The organism is Enterobacter sp. QK-SA4 (genome assembly GCF_056856775.1).
Map to the genome: position 1 here is coordinate 3,671,170 of NZ_JBXFXH010000007.1, position 19,914 is coordinate 3,691,083.

General features: G+C 55.6%; 19 protein-coding genes and 1 other RNA gene. 6 read left to right on the plus strand and 14 right to left on the minus strand.

What is annotated here, in order from left to right; all coding sequences use genetic code 11:
• Positions 1 to 24: 24 nt before the first annotated feature.
• A complete protein-coding gene (locus tag AC1VYI_RS19340) occupies positions 25 to 1,095 on the minus strand; it encodes a LacI family DNA-binding transcriptional regulator (protein WP_023310591.1) in 1,071 nt (356 codons plus the stop codon).
• Positions 1,096 to 1,172: 77 nt separating this feature from the next.
• Positions 1,173 to 1,784: a membrane protein YczE gene (gene yczE, locus AC1VYI_RS19345; RefSeq protein ID WP_047173818.1), complete on the minus strand. Its 612-nt coding sequence runs from the start codon at positions 1,782 to 1,784 to the stop codon at positions 1,173 to 1,175.
• 86 nt (positions 1,785 to 1,870) lie between these two features.
• On the opposite strand from yczE, the gene yczR reads away from it, so the two are divergent.
• Positions 1,871 to 3,292 carry a MocR-like transcription factor YczR gene (gene yczR, locus AC1VYI_RS19350; protein ID WP_134866740.1) on the plus strand — a complete coding sequence of 474 codons (1,422 nt, stop codon included), beginning with the start codon at positions 1,871 to 1,873 and terminating at the stop codon, positions 3,290 to 3,292.
• Between the two features lie 81 nt (positions 3,293 to 3,373).
• Here the strand turns inward: yczR and AC1VYI_RS19355 are convergent, their stop codons facing one another.
• Both AC1VYI_RS19355 and AC1VYI_RS19360 read right to left on the minus strand, forming a co-directional pair.
• Entirely contained in the window at positions 3,374 to 3,589 is a 216-nt protein-coding gene (locus AC1VYI_RS19355; RefSeq protein WP_023310588.1) for a hypothetical protein, read from the minus strand.
• The gene (locus AC1VYI_RS19360; RefSeq protein ID WP_023310587.1) at positions 3,586 to 3,837 is read right to left on the minus strand and encodes a hypothetical protein; all 252 of its coding nucleotides are present in this window, start codon (positions 3,835 to 3,837) and stop codon (positions 3,586 to 3,588) included. Before AC1VYI_RS19360 ends, AC1VYI_RS19355 begins: the two co-directional genes overlap by 4 nt.
• Before the next feature lie 431 nt (positions 3,838 to 4,268).
• Here AC1VYI_RS19360 and AC1VYI_RS19365 point away from each other — a divergent pair.
• Positions 4,269 to 5,389 (plus strand): IS3-like element ISSen4 family transposase gene (locus tag AC1VYI_RS19365; RefSeq protein WP_087451024.1). Its coding sequence is split into 2 segments (ribosomal slippage): positions 4,269 to 4,527 and positions 4,527 to 5,389, totalling 1,122 coding nucleotides; the frame shifts between segments, so codons are not numbered across the junction.
• A gap of 140 nt (positions 5,390 to 5,529) precedes the next feature.
• Here the strand turns inward: AC1VYI_RS19365 and AC1VYI_RS19370 are convergent.
• The 3 genes from AC1VYI_RS19370 to ffs form a co-directional block, all read right to left on the minus strand.
• Positions 5,530 to 6,483, minus strand: a complete 954-nt coding sequence (locus AC1VYI_RS19370; RefSeq protein ID WP_049086735.1) for a hypothetical protein — start codon at positions 6,481 to 6,483, stop codon at positions 5,530 to 5,532.
• A 183-nt stretch (positions 6,484 to 6,666) separates the two neighbouring features.
• Complete coding sequence (locus AC1VYI_RS19375) at positions 6,667 to 7,755, minus strand: site-specific integrase (RefSeq protein ID WP_033486670.1); 1,089 nt, start codon at positions 7,753 to 7,755, stop codon at positions 6,667 to 6,669.
• Between the two features lie 108 nt (positions 7,756 to 7,863).
• An RNA gene (gene ffs, locus AC1VYI_RS19380) (signal recognition particle sRNA small type) lies at positions 7,864 to 7,960 on the minus strand.
• A 170-nt stretch (positions 7,961 to 8,130) separates the two neighbouring features.
• Here ffs and AC1VYI_RS19385 point away from each other — a divergent pair.
• Positions 8,131 to 8,442, plus strand: coding sequence for an MGMT family protein (locus tag AC1VYI_RS19385; RefSeq protein WP_029741631.1), 312 nt, complete (start codon positions 8,131 to 8,133; stop codon positions 8,440 to 8,442).
• A gap of 33 nt (positions 8,443 to 8,475) precedes the next feature.
• On the opposite strand, the gene AC1VYI_RS19390 is transcribed toward AC1VYI_RS19385, so the two are convergent.
• The gene (locus AC1VYI_RS19390) at positions 8,476 to 9,003 is read right to left on the minus strand and encodes a YbaY family lipoprotein (RefSeq protein ID WP_008503301.1); all 528 of its coding nucleotides are present in this window, start codon (positions 9,001 to 9,003) and stop codon (positions 8,476 to 8,478) included.
• 200 nt (positions 9,004 to 9,203) lie between these two features.
• On the opposite strand from AC1VYI_RS19390, the gene tesB reads away from it, so the two are divergent.
• On the plus strand, positions 9,204 to 10,064 hold the full coding sequence (gene tesB, locus AC1VYI_RS19395; RefSeq protein WP_023310585.1) for an acyl-CoA thioesterase II: 861 nt from the start codon (positions 9,204 to 9,206) through the stop codon (positions 10,062 to 10,064).
• Between the two features lie 95 nt (positions 10,065 to 10,159).
• Here tesB and amtB read toward each other — a convergent pair whose 3' ends face one another.
• From amtB to AC1VYI_RS19420, 5 genes are all read right to left on the minus strand, one after another.
• Positions 10,160 to 11,449 (minus strand): ammonium transporter AmtB, encoded by a 1,290-nt coding sequence (gene amtB / locus AC1VYI_RS19400; RefSeq protein ID WP_023310584.1) that lies wholly within the window; start codon positions 11,447 to 11,449, stop codon positions 10,160 to 10,162.
• Positions 11,450 to 11,484: 35 nt separating this feature from the next.
• The gene (gene glnK, locus AC1VYI_RS19405) at positions 11,485 to 11,823 is read right to left on the minus strand and encodes a P-II family nitrogen regulator (protein ID WP_008503304.1); all 339 of its coding nucleotides are present in this window, start codon (positions 11,821 to 11,823) and stop codon (positions 11,485 to 11,487) included.
• Positions 11,824 to 12,043: 220 nt separating this feature from the next.
• Positions 12,044 to 13,825 carry a SmdB family multidrug efflux ABC transporter permease/ATP-binding protein gene (locus AC1VYI_RS19410; RefSeq protein ID WP_039263947.1) on the minus strand — a complete coding sequence of 594 codons (1,782 nt, stop codon included), beginning with the start codon at positions 13,823 to 13,825 and terminating at the stop codon, positions 12,044 to 12,046.
• Positions 13,818 to 15,590, minus strand: coding sequence for a SmdA family multidrug ABC transporter permease/ATP-binding protein (locus tag AC1VYI_RS19415; RefSeq protein ID WP_047173816.1), 1,773 nt, complete (start codon positions 15,588 to 15,590; stop codon positions 13,818 to 13,820). The genes AC1VYI_RS19410 and AC1VYI_RS19415 overlap by 8 nt, the downstream gene beginning before the upstream one ends.
• 30 nt (positions 15,591 to 15,620) lie before the next feature.
• Positions 15,621 to 16,079, minus strand: a complete 459-nt coding sequence (locus tag AC1VYI_RS19420) for an Lrp/AsnC family transcriptional regulator (protein WP_023310581.1) — start codon at positions 16,077 to 16,079, stop codon at positions 15,621 to 15,623.
• A 112-nt stretch (positions 16,080 to 16,191) separates the two neighbouring features.
• On the opposite strand from AC1VYI_RS19420, the gene AC1VYI_RS19425 reads away from it, so the two are divergent.
• A complete protein-coding gene (locus tag AC1VYI_RS19425) occupies positions 16,192 to 17,241 on the plus strand; it encodes a PLP-dependent cysteine synthase family protein (RefSeq protein WP_226483442.1) in 1,050 nt (349 codons plus the stop codon).
• 40 nt (positions 17,242 to 17,281) lie between these two features.
• On the opposite strand, the gene cof is transcribed toward AC1VYI_RS19425, so the two are convergent.
• On the minus strand, positions 17,282 to 18,100 hold the full coding sequence (gene cof / locus AC1VYI_RS19430) for an HMP-PP phosphatase (protein WP_045400687.1): 819 nt from the start codon (positions 18,098 to 18,100) through the stop codon (positions 17,282 to 17,284).
• A gap of 101 nt (positions 18,101 to 18,201) precedes the next feature.
• Between cof and AC1VYI_RS19435 the strand changes: the two genes are divergently transcribed.
• Positions 18,202 to 19,902 carry an SgrR family transcriptional regulator gene (locus tag AC1VYI_RS19435; RefSeq protein ID WP_226483441.1) on the plus strand — a complete coding sequence of 567 codons (1,701 nt, stop codon included), beginning with the start codon at positions 18,202 to 18,204 and terminating at the stop codon, positions 19,900 to 19,902.
• Positions 19,903 to 19,914 lie beyond the last annotated feature (12 nt).

A 19,914-nucleotide genomic window follows, 5' to 3' on the forward strand; every position in this document is an offset into this window, starting at 1 on the left:
GGTAGCGAGTCCGATCACAAAGTTTTATTTGCGGGCAATCTGCTCGGCAAGCAGTGCCAGGCTTCTGAGCTGCTGCGCCAGATCCTCGCGTTCGGCCTGCTTAGGGTTGCGCCGCGCGCTGGAATGACGAGTAACCAGCGTCACCGGCAGCTGAACCTGCCGGCACGCTTCGCCCCCGGAAGGTGCCAGCAGCCACTCCACGCTGCGTTCGCCCGCCTCGCGAAACGCCTGACGAATGGTCGTCAGCGGCGGGGAGAACCAGGCGCTGTCGGCCGTATCGTCAAACCCAACCACCGAAAGCTGGCCAGGGATCGCGATACCTTTTTCCGCGCAGGCGCGCATCACCCCGAGCGCCATCTGATCGTTCGCCACCAGAATCGCGTCCGGTAATGCCGCCCCCGACAGCAGCACGTGTCCCTTCTCATAACCGCTGGCCGCGCTCCAGTCACCGTAGGCCACAGCCGCCGCGTTAAGACCCGCCTGCGCCAGCGTCGCTTTCCAGCCCGCCAGGCGCGCCCGCGCAGAGACCGAGCTTTCCGGCCCGCTCAGCAGGGCAATGCGCTGGTGCCCCAGCGAAAGCAGATGCTCAACGCCCAGACGCGCCCCCTGCTCCGCGTTAAACACGAGGCTGTTTACCCGCGCTGAGGGCGCCACATCGAGGAACAGCACCGGGACGGGTGACGCCAGCGCCCCGAGCTCTTCGGCGAGTGGATCGTCAAGCGGCACATTCACCAGCAGCGCGTCTACCCGCTGTGCCAGCAGCGTCTGAAGCGCGGCCTGACACTGCCGGGGTTGCTCCACCATGGAAATCAGGACGCTCGCCCCCTGTTCCGCCGCACGCGATTTGACCGCCGACACAATTTGCGAAGGCGCGTGCAGGGCCAGGTCGGTGGTGATGAGGCCCAGCGTACGGGTGCGTTTCCCCGCCAGCTGCTGCGCCCGAAGGTTAGGAACGTAGTGCAGCTCCGCCATCGCCTGCTGCACCTTTTCTCGCGTGCGGGCAGACACATGTTCCGCGTCGTTAATGACGCGGGAAACGGTCTGATAAGAAACCCCCGCAAGGAGGGCGACATCATAGAGGGTGATTGCTTTCATGCTTTCTGGCATCGCGATTTTCGAAGCGTCTATTCTGGCACAGCGACGCCGTTAAAACATGTGAGCGCTTCGCAAAATTAAACAACCCGCTCCGGCTGGGGTATTTCGGCAATGCGTGGCTTCTGGCGGAACCAGGGCAGACAGAGCTGGATAAGCGGGCCAATGGTCAGGGCATACAGTACGGTTCCCACCCCAAACGTGCCGCCAAGCACGCACCCAATCAACAGGACGGACACCTCAATTGAGGTACGCACGCTGCGAATGGACCACCCCAGCCGGGCGTGAATGCCGGTCATCAGGCCGTCGCGCGGGCCAGGCCCAAAACCGGCCCCGATGTACATGCTTGTCGCAATCGCGTTCATCACGATGCCCGATACCAGGAAAGCGATTCGAACGGCTAGCGAATCCAGTTCCGGGATAAGCGCCATGCTGGCGTCCGCCGCCAGACCGATACAAATCACGTTGCTGATCGTGCCAAGACCCGGCATCTGGCGCAGCGGGATCCACAGCAGCAGCACCGCAGCGCCGGTCACAATGATCACCGTCCCGATAGTCATCCCCAGCTGCATCCCCACCCCAAGGTGAAACACATCCCAGGGATCGACACCCAAATCGGAACGAATAAACATCGCGGTGGAAAGGCCATACAGTCCTAAACCGACATAGAGTTGTAGCAGACGACGTACCATTTTTATCTTCTCCAGTGAACCAGGCTTTCATCCTGACCTAAAATGGCACTATGATTAATGTCCAGTTTTCAAATAGTGGACTGAATATGTCATCACGTCGTTTCGGAAGTCAGTCTCTGGTACGCCTTTTAGGCCACTGGCAGCAAGCCTCATCCCGCACCCCGCTCTGGCGACAGCTGGCCGACGCGCTGCGTTTGTTAATCCTCGATGGACGTCTGGCTTTGAATACGCGTCTACCGGGCGAGCGTGAGCTGGCCTCCGCGCTGGACGTGAGCCGAACCACCGTCAGCAGCGCCCTCGCCCACCTGCGTGAAGAAGGGTACCTTGAAAGCCGCCACGGCAGCGGGTCACGGGTCATTCTCCCTGACACGCGCGCCGTTCCTACCCTTTCAGCGGCGAGCGCCGCACTGGATCTCTCCACTGCCGCCCTGAATGCCGGGCCGGAGATCCATCAGGCTTATACCCATGCGCTCACGGCCATTACCCCGCATCTCTCGCTGACGGGCTACGATCAGCTTGGGCTGCCAACGCTGCGGGAGGCCATCGCTGCGCGCTACACCGCGCGGGGTCTTCCCACCCGCGCAGATGAAGTGATGGTGGTCAATGGTGCCGTCAGCGGCTTTGCGCTGGTACTGCGGATGATGACCGGGCCGGGGGACCGCGTCGTGGTCGATCATCCCACCTATCCGCTGGCGATTGCCGCCATTCAGGGAGCGCAATGTCGGCCCGTAGGAGTGTCGCTGCCAGAAACCGGCTGGGATACGGATGGCTTTGCCGCAACGCTTGCCCAGACGGCGCCGCGCCTGGCGTACCTGATGCCAGATTTTCATAATCCGACCGGGCGCTGTATGGATATCGCCACCCGTCAGGCCATCACGGATATTGCAGCCCAAACCCGCACGGCGCTGGTGGTGGATGAAACGATGGTGGATCTCTGGTTTGATGCGCCTCCCCCGCCGCCGCTGGCCGCCTTTAACCTGCAGGCCACCGTCATCACCTTAGGCTCTGCCGGTAAAAGCTTCTGGGGCGGGCTGCGTCTCGGCTGGATCCGTGCCTCATCGCGCATCATCGCCACGCTTGCCCAGACGCGGGATACCCTGGATTTAGGCTCGCCGCTGCTGGAACAGCTGGCAATGCAATGGCTCATTAATAACAGCGAGACGTTTCTGCCCGCACGCCGGAAGATGCTGGCAGAACGGCGCGATCGCTGTGGTGACCTGCTGCGCGAACATTTCCCGGAGTGGAAATTCCACGAGGCGGAAGGCGGGCTCTCTTACTGGATAGAGCTCCCGGGCATGCTGGCGACACAGCTTGCCGCACGGGCAGAAATAATCGGGATTAACCTGGGAACCGGGACGCGATTTGGTTTATCAGGGGCGTTTGACCGCTATTTACGTATGCCCTTCTCGCTGGAATCGACAGAGCTTGAGCAGGCGTTACTGAGGATCAAACCGTTATGGCTCGCCCTGAATAAAAACGTGCCATCGTTAAAACGCAGCGTGATCTAATATTAAAATATTAGAAGCAGATCATAAAATAAAAACTGCTGACTGTAACATATGCAGTCAGCAGTTTTCACTGGTCAGGGTTTAATGCTGAGGAGGAATAGGAAAGCCTTTTAGTGAAATAACGAAGTTATCACCGTCTTTCTTAATTTTCGCACCGGTATCACACCAGTCAGACGCAATACGAAAGAACTCATCGCTTCCAACATTCCAGCCAAGACGTACATGCTTCACGTAGCCTGAACGCAACAGATCGCAGGCCTCGTTGTAGTCACTGGCGGTTGACAGTTGTTGTTTCATTTTCTCTTCTTCAGAAGTTTACGTAGAGCCTTGATTTCTTTAGGAGTAAAAGGAGAAACACTCTCTTCTTCCGTATGCTGATTATCAATATCCTCTTCCGATACTCCCGCCTCTTCTACTGCTTCGAACGCCAGCAGCAGCAGTTTCTCTGTCGTCACGCTTAAATTCTCGTTATTGACTTCCGCATAGTGGCGAAGTCTTTCTTTTAGCGCGTCATCAATCTTAACGTTTAATACCGCTGTAGCCATGTTTGTCACTTCCCTTCGGAATAAGTACTTTATTTAATACACGAACTTAACAATGTTATCCAGATATATATTTTTTTGAGTTATGGAAGAAAATAACCGTCCGATTATAAAATGACAGTCTATTATTACAGGTTTATGACAATAATATTTCATTGCAATGAAATATATATTACACAATATAGACGTAGTTTTATTGTGGAGAAATGATGTAAGGGAGAGGTGAAGCAGAAGAATCTTATGAGGCCACAAATGGGTGGGGGCCCTGCCAGCTAAGTTTTTCTAATAAAACCTATGTATTTCAATGCACTAAAAAGCGGTGGGGCAATGATTTTGTATCACCAAAAGTATACACTGGCAAGCTGACCTGCCCCCCGTTGATTAGTACACCCCGATGTTAGTAATGTCTTCATAAGCCACATGAGGACATCCCCATGAAGAAGCGTTTTTCCGACGAACAGATCATCAGTATTCTCCGCGAAGCCGAAGCTGGGGTACCCGCCCGTGAACTCTGCCGCAAGCATGCCATTTCCGATGCCACGTTTTACACCTGGCGTAAGAAGTATGGCGGTATGGAGGTGCCTGAAGTTAAGCGCCTGAAGTCGCTTGAGGAAGAGAACGCCAGACTCAAGAAGCTGCTTGCCGAAGCCATGCTGGATAAAGAGGCGCTTCAGGTGGCTCTTGGGCGAAAGTACTGACGACAGACCAGAAGCGGGAAGCCGTGATGTTGATGTGTGATGCGACCGGTCTGTCGCAACGTCGTGCCTGCAGGCTTACAGGTTTATCCCTGTCGACTTGCCGCTATGAGGCTCACCGTCCGGCTGCTGATGCGCATTTATCAGGGCGCATCACTGAGCTGGCACTGGAGCGCAGGCGTTTTGGCTACCGTCGTATTTGGCAGTTGCTGCGCCGTGAAGGGCTTCATGTTAATCATAAGCGCGTGTACCGGCTTTATCACCTCAGTGGCCTGGGCGTAAAACGCAGAAGACGTCGTAAAGGGCTGGCAACAGAACGTCTGCCGCTGCTCCGTCCGGCGGCGCCCAATCTGACCTGGTCGATGGATTTCGTCATGGACGCACTTTCCACCGGTCGCAGGATCAAGTGTCTTACCTGCGTCGATGATTTCACAAAGGAATGCCTGACGGTCACTGTTGCCTTTGGGATTTCAGGCGTTCAGGTCACGCGTATTCTGGACAGCATTGCACTGTTTCGAGGCTATCCGGCGACGATAAGAACTGACCAGGGGCCGGAGTTCACTTGCCGTGCACTGGATCAATGGGCCTTTGAGCATGGTGTTGAGTTGCGCTTAATCCAGCCGGGCAAGCCAACGCAGAACGGATTTATTGAGAGCTTTAACGGACGATTTCGCGATGAATGTTTGAATGAGCACTGGTTCAGCGATATCGTTCATGCCAGGAAAATTATTAATGACTGGCGGCAGGATTATAACGAATGCCGCCCGCACTCCACGCTGAATTATCAGACACCGTCTGAATTTGCAGCGGGCTGGAGAAAGGGTCATTCTGAGAATGAAGATTCCGACGTTACTAACTGAGTGTTGTATCTAATCGTGGGGGCAGGTCAGATACCTGACGTATGGTCGAACGAAGCCGCCTTATCGGTCAGCTTTACACATAAAAAAACCCTGCTTCAGCAGGGCTTATAATCTTGTCGATTCCTCACACCAATCGAAAATTAATGATTGTCCTTACGAGATGACGCATAATCACCGATTAAAAAATCATCATATTTTGCAGGCAAAAGTGCCACCTCCCCCCACCCTAACTGGGGTGTCATATAACCCATGCCGACCTCATCTACTCGACTATAAAAAACGGTTATCCTCCCACGATTTTTATCATTAAAAAATCCTCTCCCTTCAGCGGTATCATTAGTGATACGTACTCTGAAATCCCTAAATGATGTTCCTTGGTTGATCTTTAACCAGACATTACTATGGCCTGTAAACGTCTCAATTTTCCAAAACGTACCAAAAAAGAATGCAGGATCAGGAGAACCCTCAGTTATGTCATTGATTTCTTTTAGTGAGTCACAAAATCTGTAGCGCTTTGCTTTACCATCTGCGCCAACAAGGTAAATCTCACGGTAATAATTATGATCGAAATTAACGCATAAAGACTGGACACTAGTTACTTGGCTCGGAACCTTGAAAGACTCACCATGATGGCGGGAAATAGGCAATGAAACCTCTTTGCCATTTTTTCTCTCAAAATGAGAATCGACAGGTACCTCACTGCCCTCAGAATCGATCCTTGGATTGTTATCAGGACGAGACTCGAGAAAACCGCTTATGACTATAAGCTCTTCATCTTCAACGGCTTTTTTTGCGTCCTCTTGAGATGCGTATTTTTTGTACTGAATGGGGCCACATCTCAAACTACAGAAAGGCGCATTATCATCTTTAAGGTGTTTGTAATAGGCCGGAACTTCATTCGTAGTCATGCCCTTGTCAGGATCGGCAGGCACTCGAGTTATATGTTCATAGCAAGAAGGACAAAAAATATATCCTTTCATAGACAGTGAATAAGCAAGCGGCTCGACAGTATTCCTTTTGAGGGCGAGAAGCGTATGCTCGCCTTTAATCCAATCAGGATCGTAGTATGCATAAGCGATTCTACGAGTTGGCATAATTATCCTACCCCCATCAATAGTGCATTAGCATGATTTCCAGACTATCACTTTTGGAAACCTCGCTAAAACAACACGGATCACAAAACCTCTATATTTAAAGGGGTTATGATTGGCACTCAAGATTTTCGAAGCGTATTTATCCCCTTTTGAACCAGCGTGAATTTGCTTATCCAGATAACTTTAGAGTACCTCAATTAACTCGACGAGCGTCCTGACAGCAATCCCCTTCCCGTATCGGTTGTACGTGATCGTTGCGTTCGAGTGTCCGAGCACCTGCGAAGCGAACTGTTCAGGGAAGCCATTCTGTTTAAATGTTGTGGCGGCATAGTGGCGCAGTGAATGATATTCAGGCAGGCTATGCTTGCCTCTGAACCTCGTAAACCAACGGCTGAAATAGTGACCATAGCTCCCAAGATGCAATGTTAGCTCAGGGAACAGATGGCCTTTTCTTTCTTTGATAAAATCAAGTAGACCAAGTGTCAGCAGTTGCGAATTGATCGGAACGAATCGGCGCGAACTGTCCGTTTTAAGCGTCTGATTCGGATTCAAGTTATCAACTCGGAAGCACCAAACTCCGTCAACTTTCATCACGTCATTGTGGTAAAGCTGGCAAATCTCATTCTGCCTCATTCCCGAATAGCGACCAATCAGAATGATCCACCGTTTCCAATCCTTCACGCCATGTAAAGCAATGTGCAATCGTTTCAGATCGTTGAGCGTGTATGCTGGACGGCGATCCATTGGTGCGGTTATTTCCTTAACACCCATCCCCTCAAATGGGTTTCGAATCTCATCATCCGTGCGAGTTGCAAGCCATTTGAAAAACGCCGAGTTCTTTTTGATGTAACGGTTTCTGGTGGATGCTGAACCTTCAAGGCCATCAACAAACGCCGCCGCGCTTCGTTTGCTGAAAGGCTCTTTTGTAGAATTCAGATATGCATTTACGCACCTATTGATCGTCAGTATTTCCCGTTCACCAACCTCTCCTGTTTTAGCCTTGGTGTACTTATCAAGCTCGCTCTTCAGGCTCTTGAAAGGCTTTTTCTGTTGTGGTTGTTGGAAGGAAGCAGACGGGGTTGCAGTGTGTGCCGGGATGGACTGCGGAACGCAGTGGAAAGGTTGTGAGGTGAGATATTTCTCCACACGGAGCAAAGCTTCACGCTTGGAACGTGTGCGAAGAGAAATACGAATTTCACGGCGTTTCCGAGGTGTCAGGTAGACCCTACGGTAGTACCAGATCCCGTGACGGGAAAGCATCAGATGCGACATTGATTAGCGTCCTAAGTGATACACGAAAGTTGTATCACCGCCGTTTCAATGCACGAAAACAGAGGGTTACATGATGGATATCATGCACTTAGCAGAAATGGGTGGGGGCCCTGCCAGCTACATCCCGGCACACACGTCGTCTGCCCTGGCTGCTTCCTTCCGGACCTGACCTGGTGAACAGAGTAGCGTTGCGGGAGAACCAACAGAGCCCCCATTGAGAGCGTTGATAACCAACGCGCTGGCGCATTATCCCTGTGCTAAGACCCAATTGCAAGCGACCAGAAACCGGATGCTGGTTTCTTGCGCAAACAGGCGCAGCAATCATGAAGATCTTCGTTTACCATAGCTTTCCAGACACTCCCTACAGGTCAAGGTATGGACGAACACGACTCCTTTCCACAGCGCGTATGGCAAATCGTGGCCTCAATCCCGGAAGGCTATGTCACCACCTATGGTGATGTCGCGCGTCTGGCCGGTTCCCCGCGCGCGGCGCGACAGGTTGGAGGCGTCCTGAAACGGCTGCCGGAAGGCAGTACGCTGCCCTGGCATCGGGTGGTGAATCGTCATGGCGCCATTTCGCTCACCGGGCCGGATCTTCAGCGTCAGCGTCAGGCGTTACTTTCAGAAGGGGTGCAGGTGTCAGGGTCGGGTCAGATCGATTTGCAGAAGTTTCGCTGGGTGTATTGACCCCTCTCCCGGAGGAGAGGGGAAATGCAGAAATTACATCTGAGTCGGTGGGGTTGGCAGGGACGGCTGATTGGTCTGCGGTGCGACCGGCACTTCGGTCTGCTGTACCGGCACCAGGTTCAGGTCGATTTTTGTCCCACCGTTGTTGATCGCTTCCTGGACCGTATCGGTGATAAACACCAGCTTGCCGTTGATGGTTACCGCTGCGCTCAGCAGGATACGGGCGTTAGGCTGCACGTCCGACGGGTTATACGGCAACACGAAGCTAAACGGCGCCTGCTTGCCTTCAGTACGAACGGCACGCTGGGCCACCACTTTCGACGGTGCGTCGGCCAGAGAAGCATCAGACAGCGTTACGGTTAATACCGCATCCGGCGGCAGCGCAACTTTCTGTTTAATCCAGATGGTACCGGAAACATTAGGCTGCTGAATGGATTGCTGTGAAAGGGTATTAATCCCGTTCGGGTCGGCTGCTGGTACCGGCACCTGGGCACTCTTACCGGCACAGGCGGACAACGCCACCGCAATAGCTACACCACTTAGCATGGGCACGAGTTTCATTGAAGTCTCCTTATCAATGCACCAGCGGGATCGATCCCATCCGATGTCGTTTCAATCACATAACGTATCTAAGTGTGGCACAGATCACCGATTTATGCCTGAAAACGTGCCGATATTCAGATTATTCTACCCATCGGACCACTTTCATTTCTGCGTTATACTCTGCCTATCTTTCGCTACGGCGTTTATTGAGGACAACTATGAGTCAGGCACTGAACAATCTGCTGACATTACTGAATCTGGAAAAAATTGAGGAAGGACTCTTTCGCGGACAGAGCGAAGATCTCGGCTTACGCCAGGTCTTCGGGGGGCAAGTCGTCGGACAGGCACTGTACGCAGCAAAGGAGACTGTCCCGGCAGACCGTCTGGTGCATTCATTCCACAGCTACTTCTTACGCCCTGGCGATAGCGCAAAACCGATTGTGTATGACGTTGAAGTCCTGCGAGACGGCAACAGCTTTAGCGCGCGCCGCGTAGCGGCCATTCAGAGCGGCAAGCCGATCTTTTACATGACCGCCTCTTTCCAGGCGCCGGAACCCGGCTACGAACATCAAAAGGTGATGCCCCCGGCTCCGTCACCCGACTCTTTAAAGTCAGAGACGGATATCGCCCGCGCGCTGGCGCATCTGCTTCCGCCGCAGGTCAAAGAGAAGTTTCTCTGCGATAAGCCGCTGGAGATCCGCCCGGTTGAGTTCCACAACCCGATGAAAGGCCATACCGCCGAGCCGAAGCGCCAGGTCTGGATCCGGGCTAACGGGACCGTGCCGGAAGATTTCCGCGTGCATCAGTATCTGCTGGGCTATGCGTCAGATTTCAACTTCCTGCCGGTGGCGCTGCAGCCGCACGGCGTTGGTTTCCTGGAAAAAGGGATGCAGGTTGCGACGATCGATCACTCCATGTGGTTCCACCGTCCGTTCAACATGAATGAGTGGCTGCTTTACAGCGTGGAGAGTACGTCAGCGTCGAGCGCGCGTGGGTTTGTGCGTGGGGAGTTTTATACTCAGGACGGCGTGCTGGTCGCGTCTACGGTGCAGGAAGGGGTAATGCGTAATCGCGGGTGATTGTGTACAGCCTGATGCCCTCACCCTGACCCTCTCCCATGGGGAGAGGGAATAAACATTAAAAACGGCAACCGAAGTTGCCGTTTTGCTGTTTATCAGGCGTTATACGCATTCTCGCCGTGGCTGTTGACGTCCAGACCTTCGCGTTCCTGCTCTTCCGGTACGCGCAGACCCACCGTCATATCCGCCAGCTTATAGCCAATGAAAGCGACAACGGCAGACCAGACAACGGTGATTGCAATACTTTCCAGCTGCACCAGCACCTGATGAACCATGGTCACGCCTTCTGCGTAGCCCACGCCACCGAGCGATTTCGCGGCGAAGATACCGGTCATGATACAACCCACGATACCGCACACGCCGTGAACACCAAACACATCGCATGGGTCGTCAACGCGCAGCACACGTTTCAGTGCGGTCACGCCCCACAGACCCGCCAGACCGGACACCAGGCCGACCAGTAGCGCACCACCCACGCCGACATAACCACACGCTGGCGTAATGCCAACCAGACCGGCAATGGCACCCGAACAGGCACCCAGCAGTGACGGTTTACCGCGTACCGCCCACTCGCCAAACACCCAGGAGAGGATTGCACCGGCCGTGGCCACAACGGTGTTCACGAAGGCCAGCGCGGCGATTTCGTTTGCTGCACTTGCCGAGCCGGCGTTGAAGCCAAACCAGCCAAAGTAGAGGATAGCCGTACCGGTAAACACCATCGGCAGGTTGTGCGGTTTGAACGCTTCTTTACCGAAGCCCACGCGTTTTCCAATCAAGTAGGCGCCCACCAGGCCCGCTACCGCGGCGTTGATGTGTACAACGGTACCGCCCGCGAAGTCCAGCGCGCCGTGCGTTGCCAGCAGACCGCCACCCCAGACCATGTGCGCAATCGGCACATAGGAGAGCGTCATCCAGACCACCACGAAGATGAGCACGGCAGAGAAACGAATACGCTCGGCGAGCGCGCCCACAATCAGCCCGACGGTAATACAGGCGAAGGAGCCCTGGAACGCAACGTGGATATACTGATAGAAGCTGCCCATCAGCGCGGTCAGCTCAATATTTTTCAGCATCACCCAGTCGAAGTTACCAAAGAACGCGTTGCCCGTGCCGAACGCCAGCGAGTAACCGTAAACCACCCACAGCACGCAGACCAGTGCGAACGTCACGGCAACCTGCGTCAGCATGGAGAGAACGTTTTTGCCACGGATCAGACCGCCGTAGAACAGCGCAATGCCCGGAATTGACATGAACAGCACCAGCGCGGTGCTGATCATCATAAAGGCGTTATCGGCTTTGTCGACCACCGCAGGGGTAGCAGCCAGCGCCAGGCCCGGCAGCAGCGCCAGCGAACCCAGACCCGTTTTGAGTGTTGCTATCTTCATTTTCTCGATCCCTATCACTGTGTGCCAGGCGTTATTTACAATGCCGCTTCGTCAGATTCGCCGGTACGGATGCGAATGACGCGCTGCAGTTCGGCAACGAAAATTTTGCCGTCGCCAATTTTGCCGGTATAGGCCGCTTTGCTAATGACATCAATGACTTCATCAAGCTGATCGTCAGCAATCGCGACATCAATTTTTACTTTTGGCAGAAAGTTAACGCTGTATTCCGCCCCGCGATAAAGCTCGGCATGACCCTTCTGACGACCAAAGCCTTTCACTTCGGTGACAGTCAGTCCCTGAATACCCATTGAAGACAACGCTTCACGCACGTCTTCGAGTTTGAATGGTTTGATTACAACCGTAACCAGCTTCATAGATCCCCTCCAGTCAGAATTCGGTAATGGCCGCAGCTTACGCAGAAGGTATTGCAAGGGGTGTGCCAGAAATGAAAACGAGGGGGAACGGCGGCGCACAGAGCATTACGCGGCCTTAATAAACGAACAGGTGAAAAAAAACGCACCATGCCGGTGCAGGGTGCGTTTCCGTTTTGCACCAACAGGAATGACTGTTAGCGCGTCGCCTCATTTTGGTGCATCAGGCGCTAAGCGACTCTTCATCACGCACGCTGGCCGCCAGCTCTTCGCCCGCCAGCTGCAGCTGGTACATCTGCCAGTAGCGACCTTTTGCTTCCAGCAGTTCACGGTGGGTACCGCGTTCAACGGCCTGTCCGCGATGCAGCACCAGAATAGTATCGGCATCGACGATGGTGGAAAGACGGTGGGCAATCACCACCAGCGTCGTATGGTCGCGTACGGCGGCCAGCGCCTGCTGGATGGCCTGCTCGGTGCCGGAGTCAATACTGGCCGTCGCTTCATCCAGAATCAGTATCTGCGGGGTTTCAATCAGCACCCGCGCCAGCGCCAGAAGTTGCTTTTGCCCGACGGAGAGATTGTTCCCTTGCTCGCCCAGTTTGGTATTGATCCCATCGCTAAACCCGCGCGCCAGCTCTGCAAGCTGCACTTTTTCCAGCACGTCCCAGACCTGCTCCTGGGAGTAGTCTCGGCCAAGGGTCACGTTCGCGTAGAAAGTATCGGCCAGCACGACCGGATCCTGCTGCACCATCGCGACGCCTTTACGCAACACGGTGTGGCTGAGAGACGCGAGCGGGCGCCCGTCGAGGCGGATTTCGCCGTGCGTGACCGGGTAATAGCCCATCAACAGGCTGGCGAGCGTGCTCTTACCGCTGCCGGTATGCCCCACCAGCGCCACGAAACCGCGCGACGGAACGTCAAGCGTGATGTCCTGCAGCACCAGCCGGTCTTCGCGATAGGCAAACGAGACGTTATCAAAGGCGATAGTCCCGCTTTGCAGAGGACGCTCGTCATTGCCGTAGGCCTGGCGCGGCCTGTCCATCAGCTCAAACACGCGCTCACCGGCGACCACCGCCTGCTGCAGCATCGATTGCTGGGTGGTAAGCTCTATCAACGGCTCGTTAAGGCGTCCGAGATAGCTGATAAACGCGTACAGCACGCCCACTTCAATCGTACCGTTTGAGCTCAGCCCGAAGAGCATCAGCAGCCCGCAAAGCACCAGCGCCGAGAAAAGGCTCAGCAGCGGACGCAGCAGGAAACCATCAAGCCGCAGCGTCTGCATACGCGCCATGTAGTGCGAACGGCTGGCTTCCCCCATGCGTTCGCCAAAGCGGGCCTGCTGGCGGAACTGCTGGATGACGCTCATGCCGTTGATCACTTCATTGAAGCCATCGTTGATGTCGGCCAGATACGCGCGCACCCGACGCACGATTGGCGTGCTGTAGCGCTGGTAAATGACCATGACAATCAGCACCGCCGGGAAGATGGTGATCGCCACCAGCGCCATGCGCCAGTCGAGGCTGAACATCGCCACCAGCATCGCGCCAATCAGCGCCGCGCTGCGTAACACCGTCGCGACCACGGTAACGTACAGATCGCGGATCACCTCGGTATCGTTGGTCACGCGCGAAATCACCTGCCCGACCGGCTGGATATCAAACTCGCTAAGCGGCTGGCGAAGCGCCGCGTCCATCACATCCGTACGCAGCTGCTGAACAACGCCCACGGCTGCGCGGTTAAACAGCAGCGACTGAGCATAGTGCAGCCCTGCCGCCGCCAGCTGCAGGCCAACGTAGGCCACGCCTAAACCCGCCACCAGCCCAAGCGGAAGGTAGCTTTTGGCGACCATGTTGTCGATAAAATAGCTGATGAGCAGCGGACCGCTCACCTCAGCAATCGCCGCTATCCAGAGTAAAAGCACGGCCACGGAGAGCGGTTTACGCCACGGCGAGCCGTAGGCCAGCAGACGCTTGAGCGTCGGCCACATCGTTCCGAGCTTACGCATTGGCGGCCTCCTCATCCTGCTCCGGCGCATCGTCCAGCGCCGCCTCAAGCTGTTGATAGCGGTACATATCGCGATACCAGCCCGGCTGCTCGGCAAGCGTTTCATGCTGACCGCGCTGGGCAATGTGCCCGTGCTGTAAGACCACAATTTCGCTGGCTTCGGTGAGCGCCGACAAACGGTGGGCGCTGATAATCACCGTGCGTCCGTCACCCCACTGGCGAAGGTTATGCAGGATCTGATGCTCGGTACGGCCGTCCACGGCGGAAAGCGCATCATCCAGGATCAGGATTTCAGCATTCAGCAGCAGCGCGCGGGCAATGGAGATACGCTGCTTTTGCCCGCCGGACAGCATAACGCCGCGTTCCCCAACTTCCGTTTCGTACCCCTGCGGCAGACGCAAAATATCATCATGTACGCTGGCCAGACGCGCCACATGTTCAATCTCGTCCTGCGTCGCCCCAGGGCGTCCCAGGGCAATGTTGTTCGCCACGGTGTCCGAAAATAAAAACGGCGTCTGGCTGACGACCGCCAGGCGACCGCGCCACTCGTCCAGCAGCAGTCTGGTCAGGGGAATATCGTGGAAGCGGATATCGCCTTCGGTGACGTCAAAGTGGCGCTGAAGCAGAGAGAGCACGGTACTTTTGCCGGATCCCGTCGGGCCGCAGATGCCCAACATTTGCCCTGGCTGCAGGGTAAAGCTGACGTTCTCCAGCACCGGATGCTCCGTATGCGGATAGACAAACTTGCGGACGTCGACGGTCATGACGCCGCGCCCTTCCGGTACGGCTTCACTGCCGTCGATGACCACCGGCGCTTCGGCCAGCATGGCGCGAATTCGGCTGTAGGCGGCGCTGCCGCGCTCCACGATGTTAAACATCCAGGCCAGCGCCAGCATCGGCCAGATCATGAGACCCAGATACATCGCAAAGCTGGTCAATTGCCCCAGGGTAAGCGTGCCCTGCACCACCATCCAGCTTCCGCCGCCAATGGCCAGCATATTTGCCATGCCGATTGCGATATAAATCGTCGGGTCAAAACGGGCGTCGATACGCGCGACGCGCATGTTTTTCGCCCCCGTGTCTGCCGCATCGGCGGCAAACAGCGCAGACTGACGGTCTTCCAGACCAAACGCTTTGATCATGCGGATGCTGGTCATGCTCTCCTGGGTGCGATCGTTCAGCGACGAAAACGCCGCCTGGGCCAGCTTAAAGCGCTCGTGCAGCTGTTCGCCATAGCGATTGATCGCCAGCGCCATGATCGGCATCGGCAGCAGGGCAAGCAGGGTCAGCTGCCAACTGATCTGTGTGGACATCACGATCAGCACCGCGCAGCCCATCACCAGCGAGTCCACCAGCGTCAGCACCCCTTCCCCGGCGGCAAAGACCACGCGATCGACGTCGTTCGTCGCACGGGCGATGAGATCCCCGGTGCGATGACGCAGATAAAATTCGGGATGCTGTCGGCTCAGCTGGCGGTAAAAATCTTCACGCAGCTCAACGGCCAGCTGATAGGACGCACCAAACAGCAGCACGCGCCAGACGTAGCGCAGCAGATAAACAATGACCGCCGTCAGCACCAGCGTGCCGACCCACATCAACACCCGTGCGGTGGTGTAATGCTGTTCGGTGACGCCATCCACGACGTATCCCACCACTTTCGGCGGGATCAGCTGCAGGATGGCAATAATAATAAGCAGGGCGACTGCACCGAGGTAGCGTTGCCACTCCCGACGAAAGTACCAGCTTAATTGGGCAAATAATCGCACGCGGTTTGTTCCTGAAGGTATTTTACGAAGTTATTCAATGGGTAATGCTGTGGTGTATTTAATCTGTTCCATGGCGAAGCTTGAGGTGACGTCCGACAAACCCGGTACGCTGTTCACCAGCCGCTTGTAGAAATCATCATAGCGCTTCATGTCGGCCACCTGGACGCGCATCAGGTAATCATACTCTCCGGCCATACGCCAGAAACCGAGCACCTCGGGCATCTCAGACACCTGAGTAACGAAGCGGCAATACCACTCGCTGCTGTGATGTTGGGTTTTTATCAGCACAAATGCCGTCAGCCCAAGCCCCAGCTTTTCGGGATCTAACAACGCGACGCGCCCCAGAAGAATGCCGTCATCTTCCAGCTTCTTAAGGCGCTTCCAGCACGGAGTGGTGGTCAGATTAACGGCATCTGCCAGCGCCTGCAAAGAGAGGGTACAGTCATTTTGCAGCAATGAAAGGAGCTTGCGGTCAATTTTATCTAGCATACCCACCTCACAGAGAAAATTTTTCTCTCTTCATTCTATTTTAAAGGCCAGATAGCAACAATTTTTTCTGTGCTTTTCGCTATCCTAGGCACAAAATAACAAACGGATAACGATGATGAATAGCACCTGGGTTAAACATGCGATCAGCGAAATCAATGCCGACTATCAGCGCTCGGCGGATACGCACCTGATTCGCCTTTCCCTGCCGGGATTTGACGGCATTCAGCTCTATCTGAAAGATGAAAGCACTCATCCCACCGGCAGCCTGAAGCATCGCCTGGCGCGTTCGCTGTTTTTATACGGTTTATGTAACGGCTGGATTAAAGAAGGCACCACTATTATTGAATCTTCGTCCGGTTCAACGGCGGTGTCCGAAGCCTATTTCGCCCGCCTGCTGGGTCTGCCGTTTATCGCGGTGATGCCGTCCTGCACCGCAAAACGCAAAATCGAACAGATCGAATTTTACGGCGGACGCTGCCACTTTGTGGAAAGCGCCTGCGAAATCTACGCCGCCTCCGAAATGCTGGCCCGCGAGCTGAACGGCCACTATATGGACCAGTTCACCTTCGCCGAGCGCGCGACGGACTGGCGCGGCAATAACAACATTGCCGACAGCATTTTCCGCCAGATGATCCACGAACCGCATCCGGTTCCGTCCTATATCGTCATGAGCGCCGGTACCGGCGGCACGTCAGCCACGATCGGACGCTACATCCGCTGTCAGGGCTACGATACCCAGCTGATGGTGGTTGACCCGCAGAACTCCGTGTTCCTCGACTACTGGCAAAACCGCGATGCCGGTCTGCGCAGCCCGGTGGGCAGTAAAATTGAAGGGATTGGCCGCCCGCGCGTGGAGCCCTCTTTCATCCCCGACGTCGTGGATGAGATGATGCGCGTACCGGATGCCGCAAGCGTGGCAACGGCGCACTGGCTGGAAACGCAGCTGGGCCGCAAGGTGGGCGCATCGACGGGCACAAATATGTGGGGCGCACTGCAGCTTGCCGCCCGTATGCGCGAAGAGGGCCGCACCGGTTCCATCGTCACGCTGCTGTGCGACAGCGGCGAGCGTTATCTCGATACCTACTACAACGCAGAGTGGGTGCAGGCCAACATCGGCGATATCGCCCCGTGGAAAGCGCAGATTGCAGACCTGGTGAAATAAAAAAAGCCAGACCGAAGTCTGGCTTGCTGGAAGGGTCTCACTATTCGGGGGAATACGGGAGATTGTTGTTGTCCAGCCAATGCGTCAAAAAATGGGACACTGCTTCATTGCGGCAGTGGCCAATAACCGGCAGATGGGGAAGTTCTGCTTTCAGCTGCGCCATCGCATTCCCCATGATCAGACCGCGACCTACGCTACCGAGCATTTCGCGGTCGTTCATGGCGTCACCAAACGCCATACACTCCTGCAGCGTTAAGCCAAGGTGGTCGCTCAGCACCGCCAGAGCGGAGCCTTTGTTACAGCCCACCGGCAGCACTTCCAGACAATCCACCGCCGAGAAGGTCAGATGCGCCCGGTCGCCCAGCGCCTCATTCAGCTGAATCCTTAAGCGGCAGAGATCGTCATGATCGCCGCAGAAACAGATCTTGGTTACCGCATGGGCGGGGATCCGACGCAGATCGATAAGCTGGTATTTGAAACCGCTGTAAACATGCGCATGCAATAATTCCGGGATTTCGCTTCCGGTGAACCAGCCGCGATCGTTAAAGACGTGGACGCTGGCCTGCGTGTCCCAGGTGCTGTGCAGCACGATATCCGCGACTTCCGGGTTGAGATCCTGCCGGTGCAGCACATCCCCTTCTACGGAGTGAATTCGCGTCCCGTTGCCGGTGATCAGAAAGGCGTCGAGGGAGAACGCCCCCAGCAAATGGCGCATCTCCAGCACATGACGCCCAGTGGCAAACGTCAGGGTGACATCACGCTCGCGCAGGCGCTTCAGCGTGTTCAGGGTTTTTTCCCCTAAACGGTGATCCGGCATTAACAGCGTACCGTCCATATCAAATGCAGCGAGCCGAGCCATGATTACTCCCGAAATGTGATGCGGTTAACTTGTGCAACAGTATCGTGTGAGATATACGGAAGTAATAGTGAATAGATGAAAATTATTGTTCCGGGTTTTTTATGCGCCAGCTCAATCGACTCAACCAGTATCACCGCCTCTGGCAGCCTTCTCAGGGTGCAACGCAACAGGTCACCATCAGCGAGCTGGCCGCCCGCTGTTTTTGTAGCGAGCGGCATGTCCGAACCCTGCTGCGCCAGGCCCAGGAGGCGGGCTGGCTCAGCTGGCGAGCGCAGTCTGGCCGCGGTAAGCGCGGTGAGCTAACGTTCCATGTCGCCCCGGAGTCACTGCGCAATGCGATGATGGAAGAGGCGCTGAAAAGCGGGCAGCAGCATAACGCGCTGGAACTGGCCCAGCTGGCCCCTGAAGCGCTGCGGTCATTACTTCATCCTTTTTTGGGCGGGCAGTGGCAAAACGACACGCCGACGCTGCGCATCCCCTACTATCGCTCTCTGGAGCCGCTTCAGCCGGGTTTTTTACCGGGCCGGGCAGAGCAGCATCTGGCGGGACAGGTGTTTTCAGGCCTGACGCGTTTTAACGGTAACAGCAGTGAACCCGCGGGCGATATGGCGCATCACTGGGATGTCTCTGCTGACGGCCTGCGCTGGCATTTCTACATTCGTTCCACCCTGCACTGGCATAACGGCGATAAAATAGAAACGGCGCAACTCCAGCGAAGTCTGACAGCGCTGTTTACGCTTCCTGCCCTGCGCACTCTGTTTCAGAGCGTCTTATGTATTGAAACAACGCATCCACAGTGTCTGACGTTTACGCTGCATCAACCGGACTACTGGCTGCCGCACAGGCTGGCAACCTACTGTAGCCGTCTGGCGCATCCCGACCATCCTGCGGTTGGCAGTGGCCCCTTTCGGCTGGCCGCCTTTGAGCCCGACCTGGTTCGTCTGGAAAGCCATGAGCAGTATCACCTGAGCCATCCGCTGCTCAAAGCCATCGAATACTGGATCACTCCCCAGCTTTTTGATTACAGCCTGGGCACCAGCTGTCGTCACCCGGTGCAAATCGCGATCGGCGAGGCCGACGAGCTGGAAAGTCTGCGGCTGGTAAGCAGCAGCACCAGCCTGGGGTTCTGCTACCTCACGCTAAAACAGAGCGCCCGCCTGAGTGAGATTCAGGCAAAGCGGCTTATCAATATCATTCATCTCTCCAGGCTTCTTCACACACTTCCGCTAAACGAAGGGCTTATCACGCCCACTCAGGAACTGCTTCCCGGGTGGACCATCCCCGATTGGCCTGATTTATCGGACGTAACCCTCCCTGAAGCGTTGACGCTGGTTTACCATCTCCCTGTTGAGCTTCACACCATGGCCAGCCAGTTGAAGGCATACCTGGCGCTACAGGGGTGTGAACTGACCGTCATCTTTCACGACGCCAAGACGTGGGACGGATGCCTGGAGCTTGCCGATGCAGACATCATGATGGGGGACAGGCTGATTGGCGAAGCGCCGGAATATACGCTTGAACAGTGGCTGCGCTGCGATGCCCTCTGGCCGCACGTTCTTAGCGCTCCGGCTTACGCTCATCTGCAAGCCACGCTGGATGCGGTACAGACACAGGCCGAGGCTCAGGATAGACACGCGGGGCTGCAAGCCATCTTTAACCGGCTAATGGAGAGTGCGGTGCTTACGCCACTCTTTAATTATCAATACCAAATCAGTGCTCCGCCTGGCGTGAATGGTATACGCCTCAACACCCGCGGCTGGTTTGACTTTACCGAAGCCTGGCTGCCCGCTCCCAAATCGTGAAGAAGCTGGTCG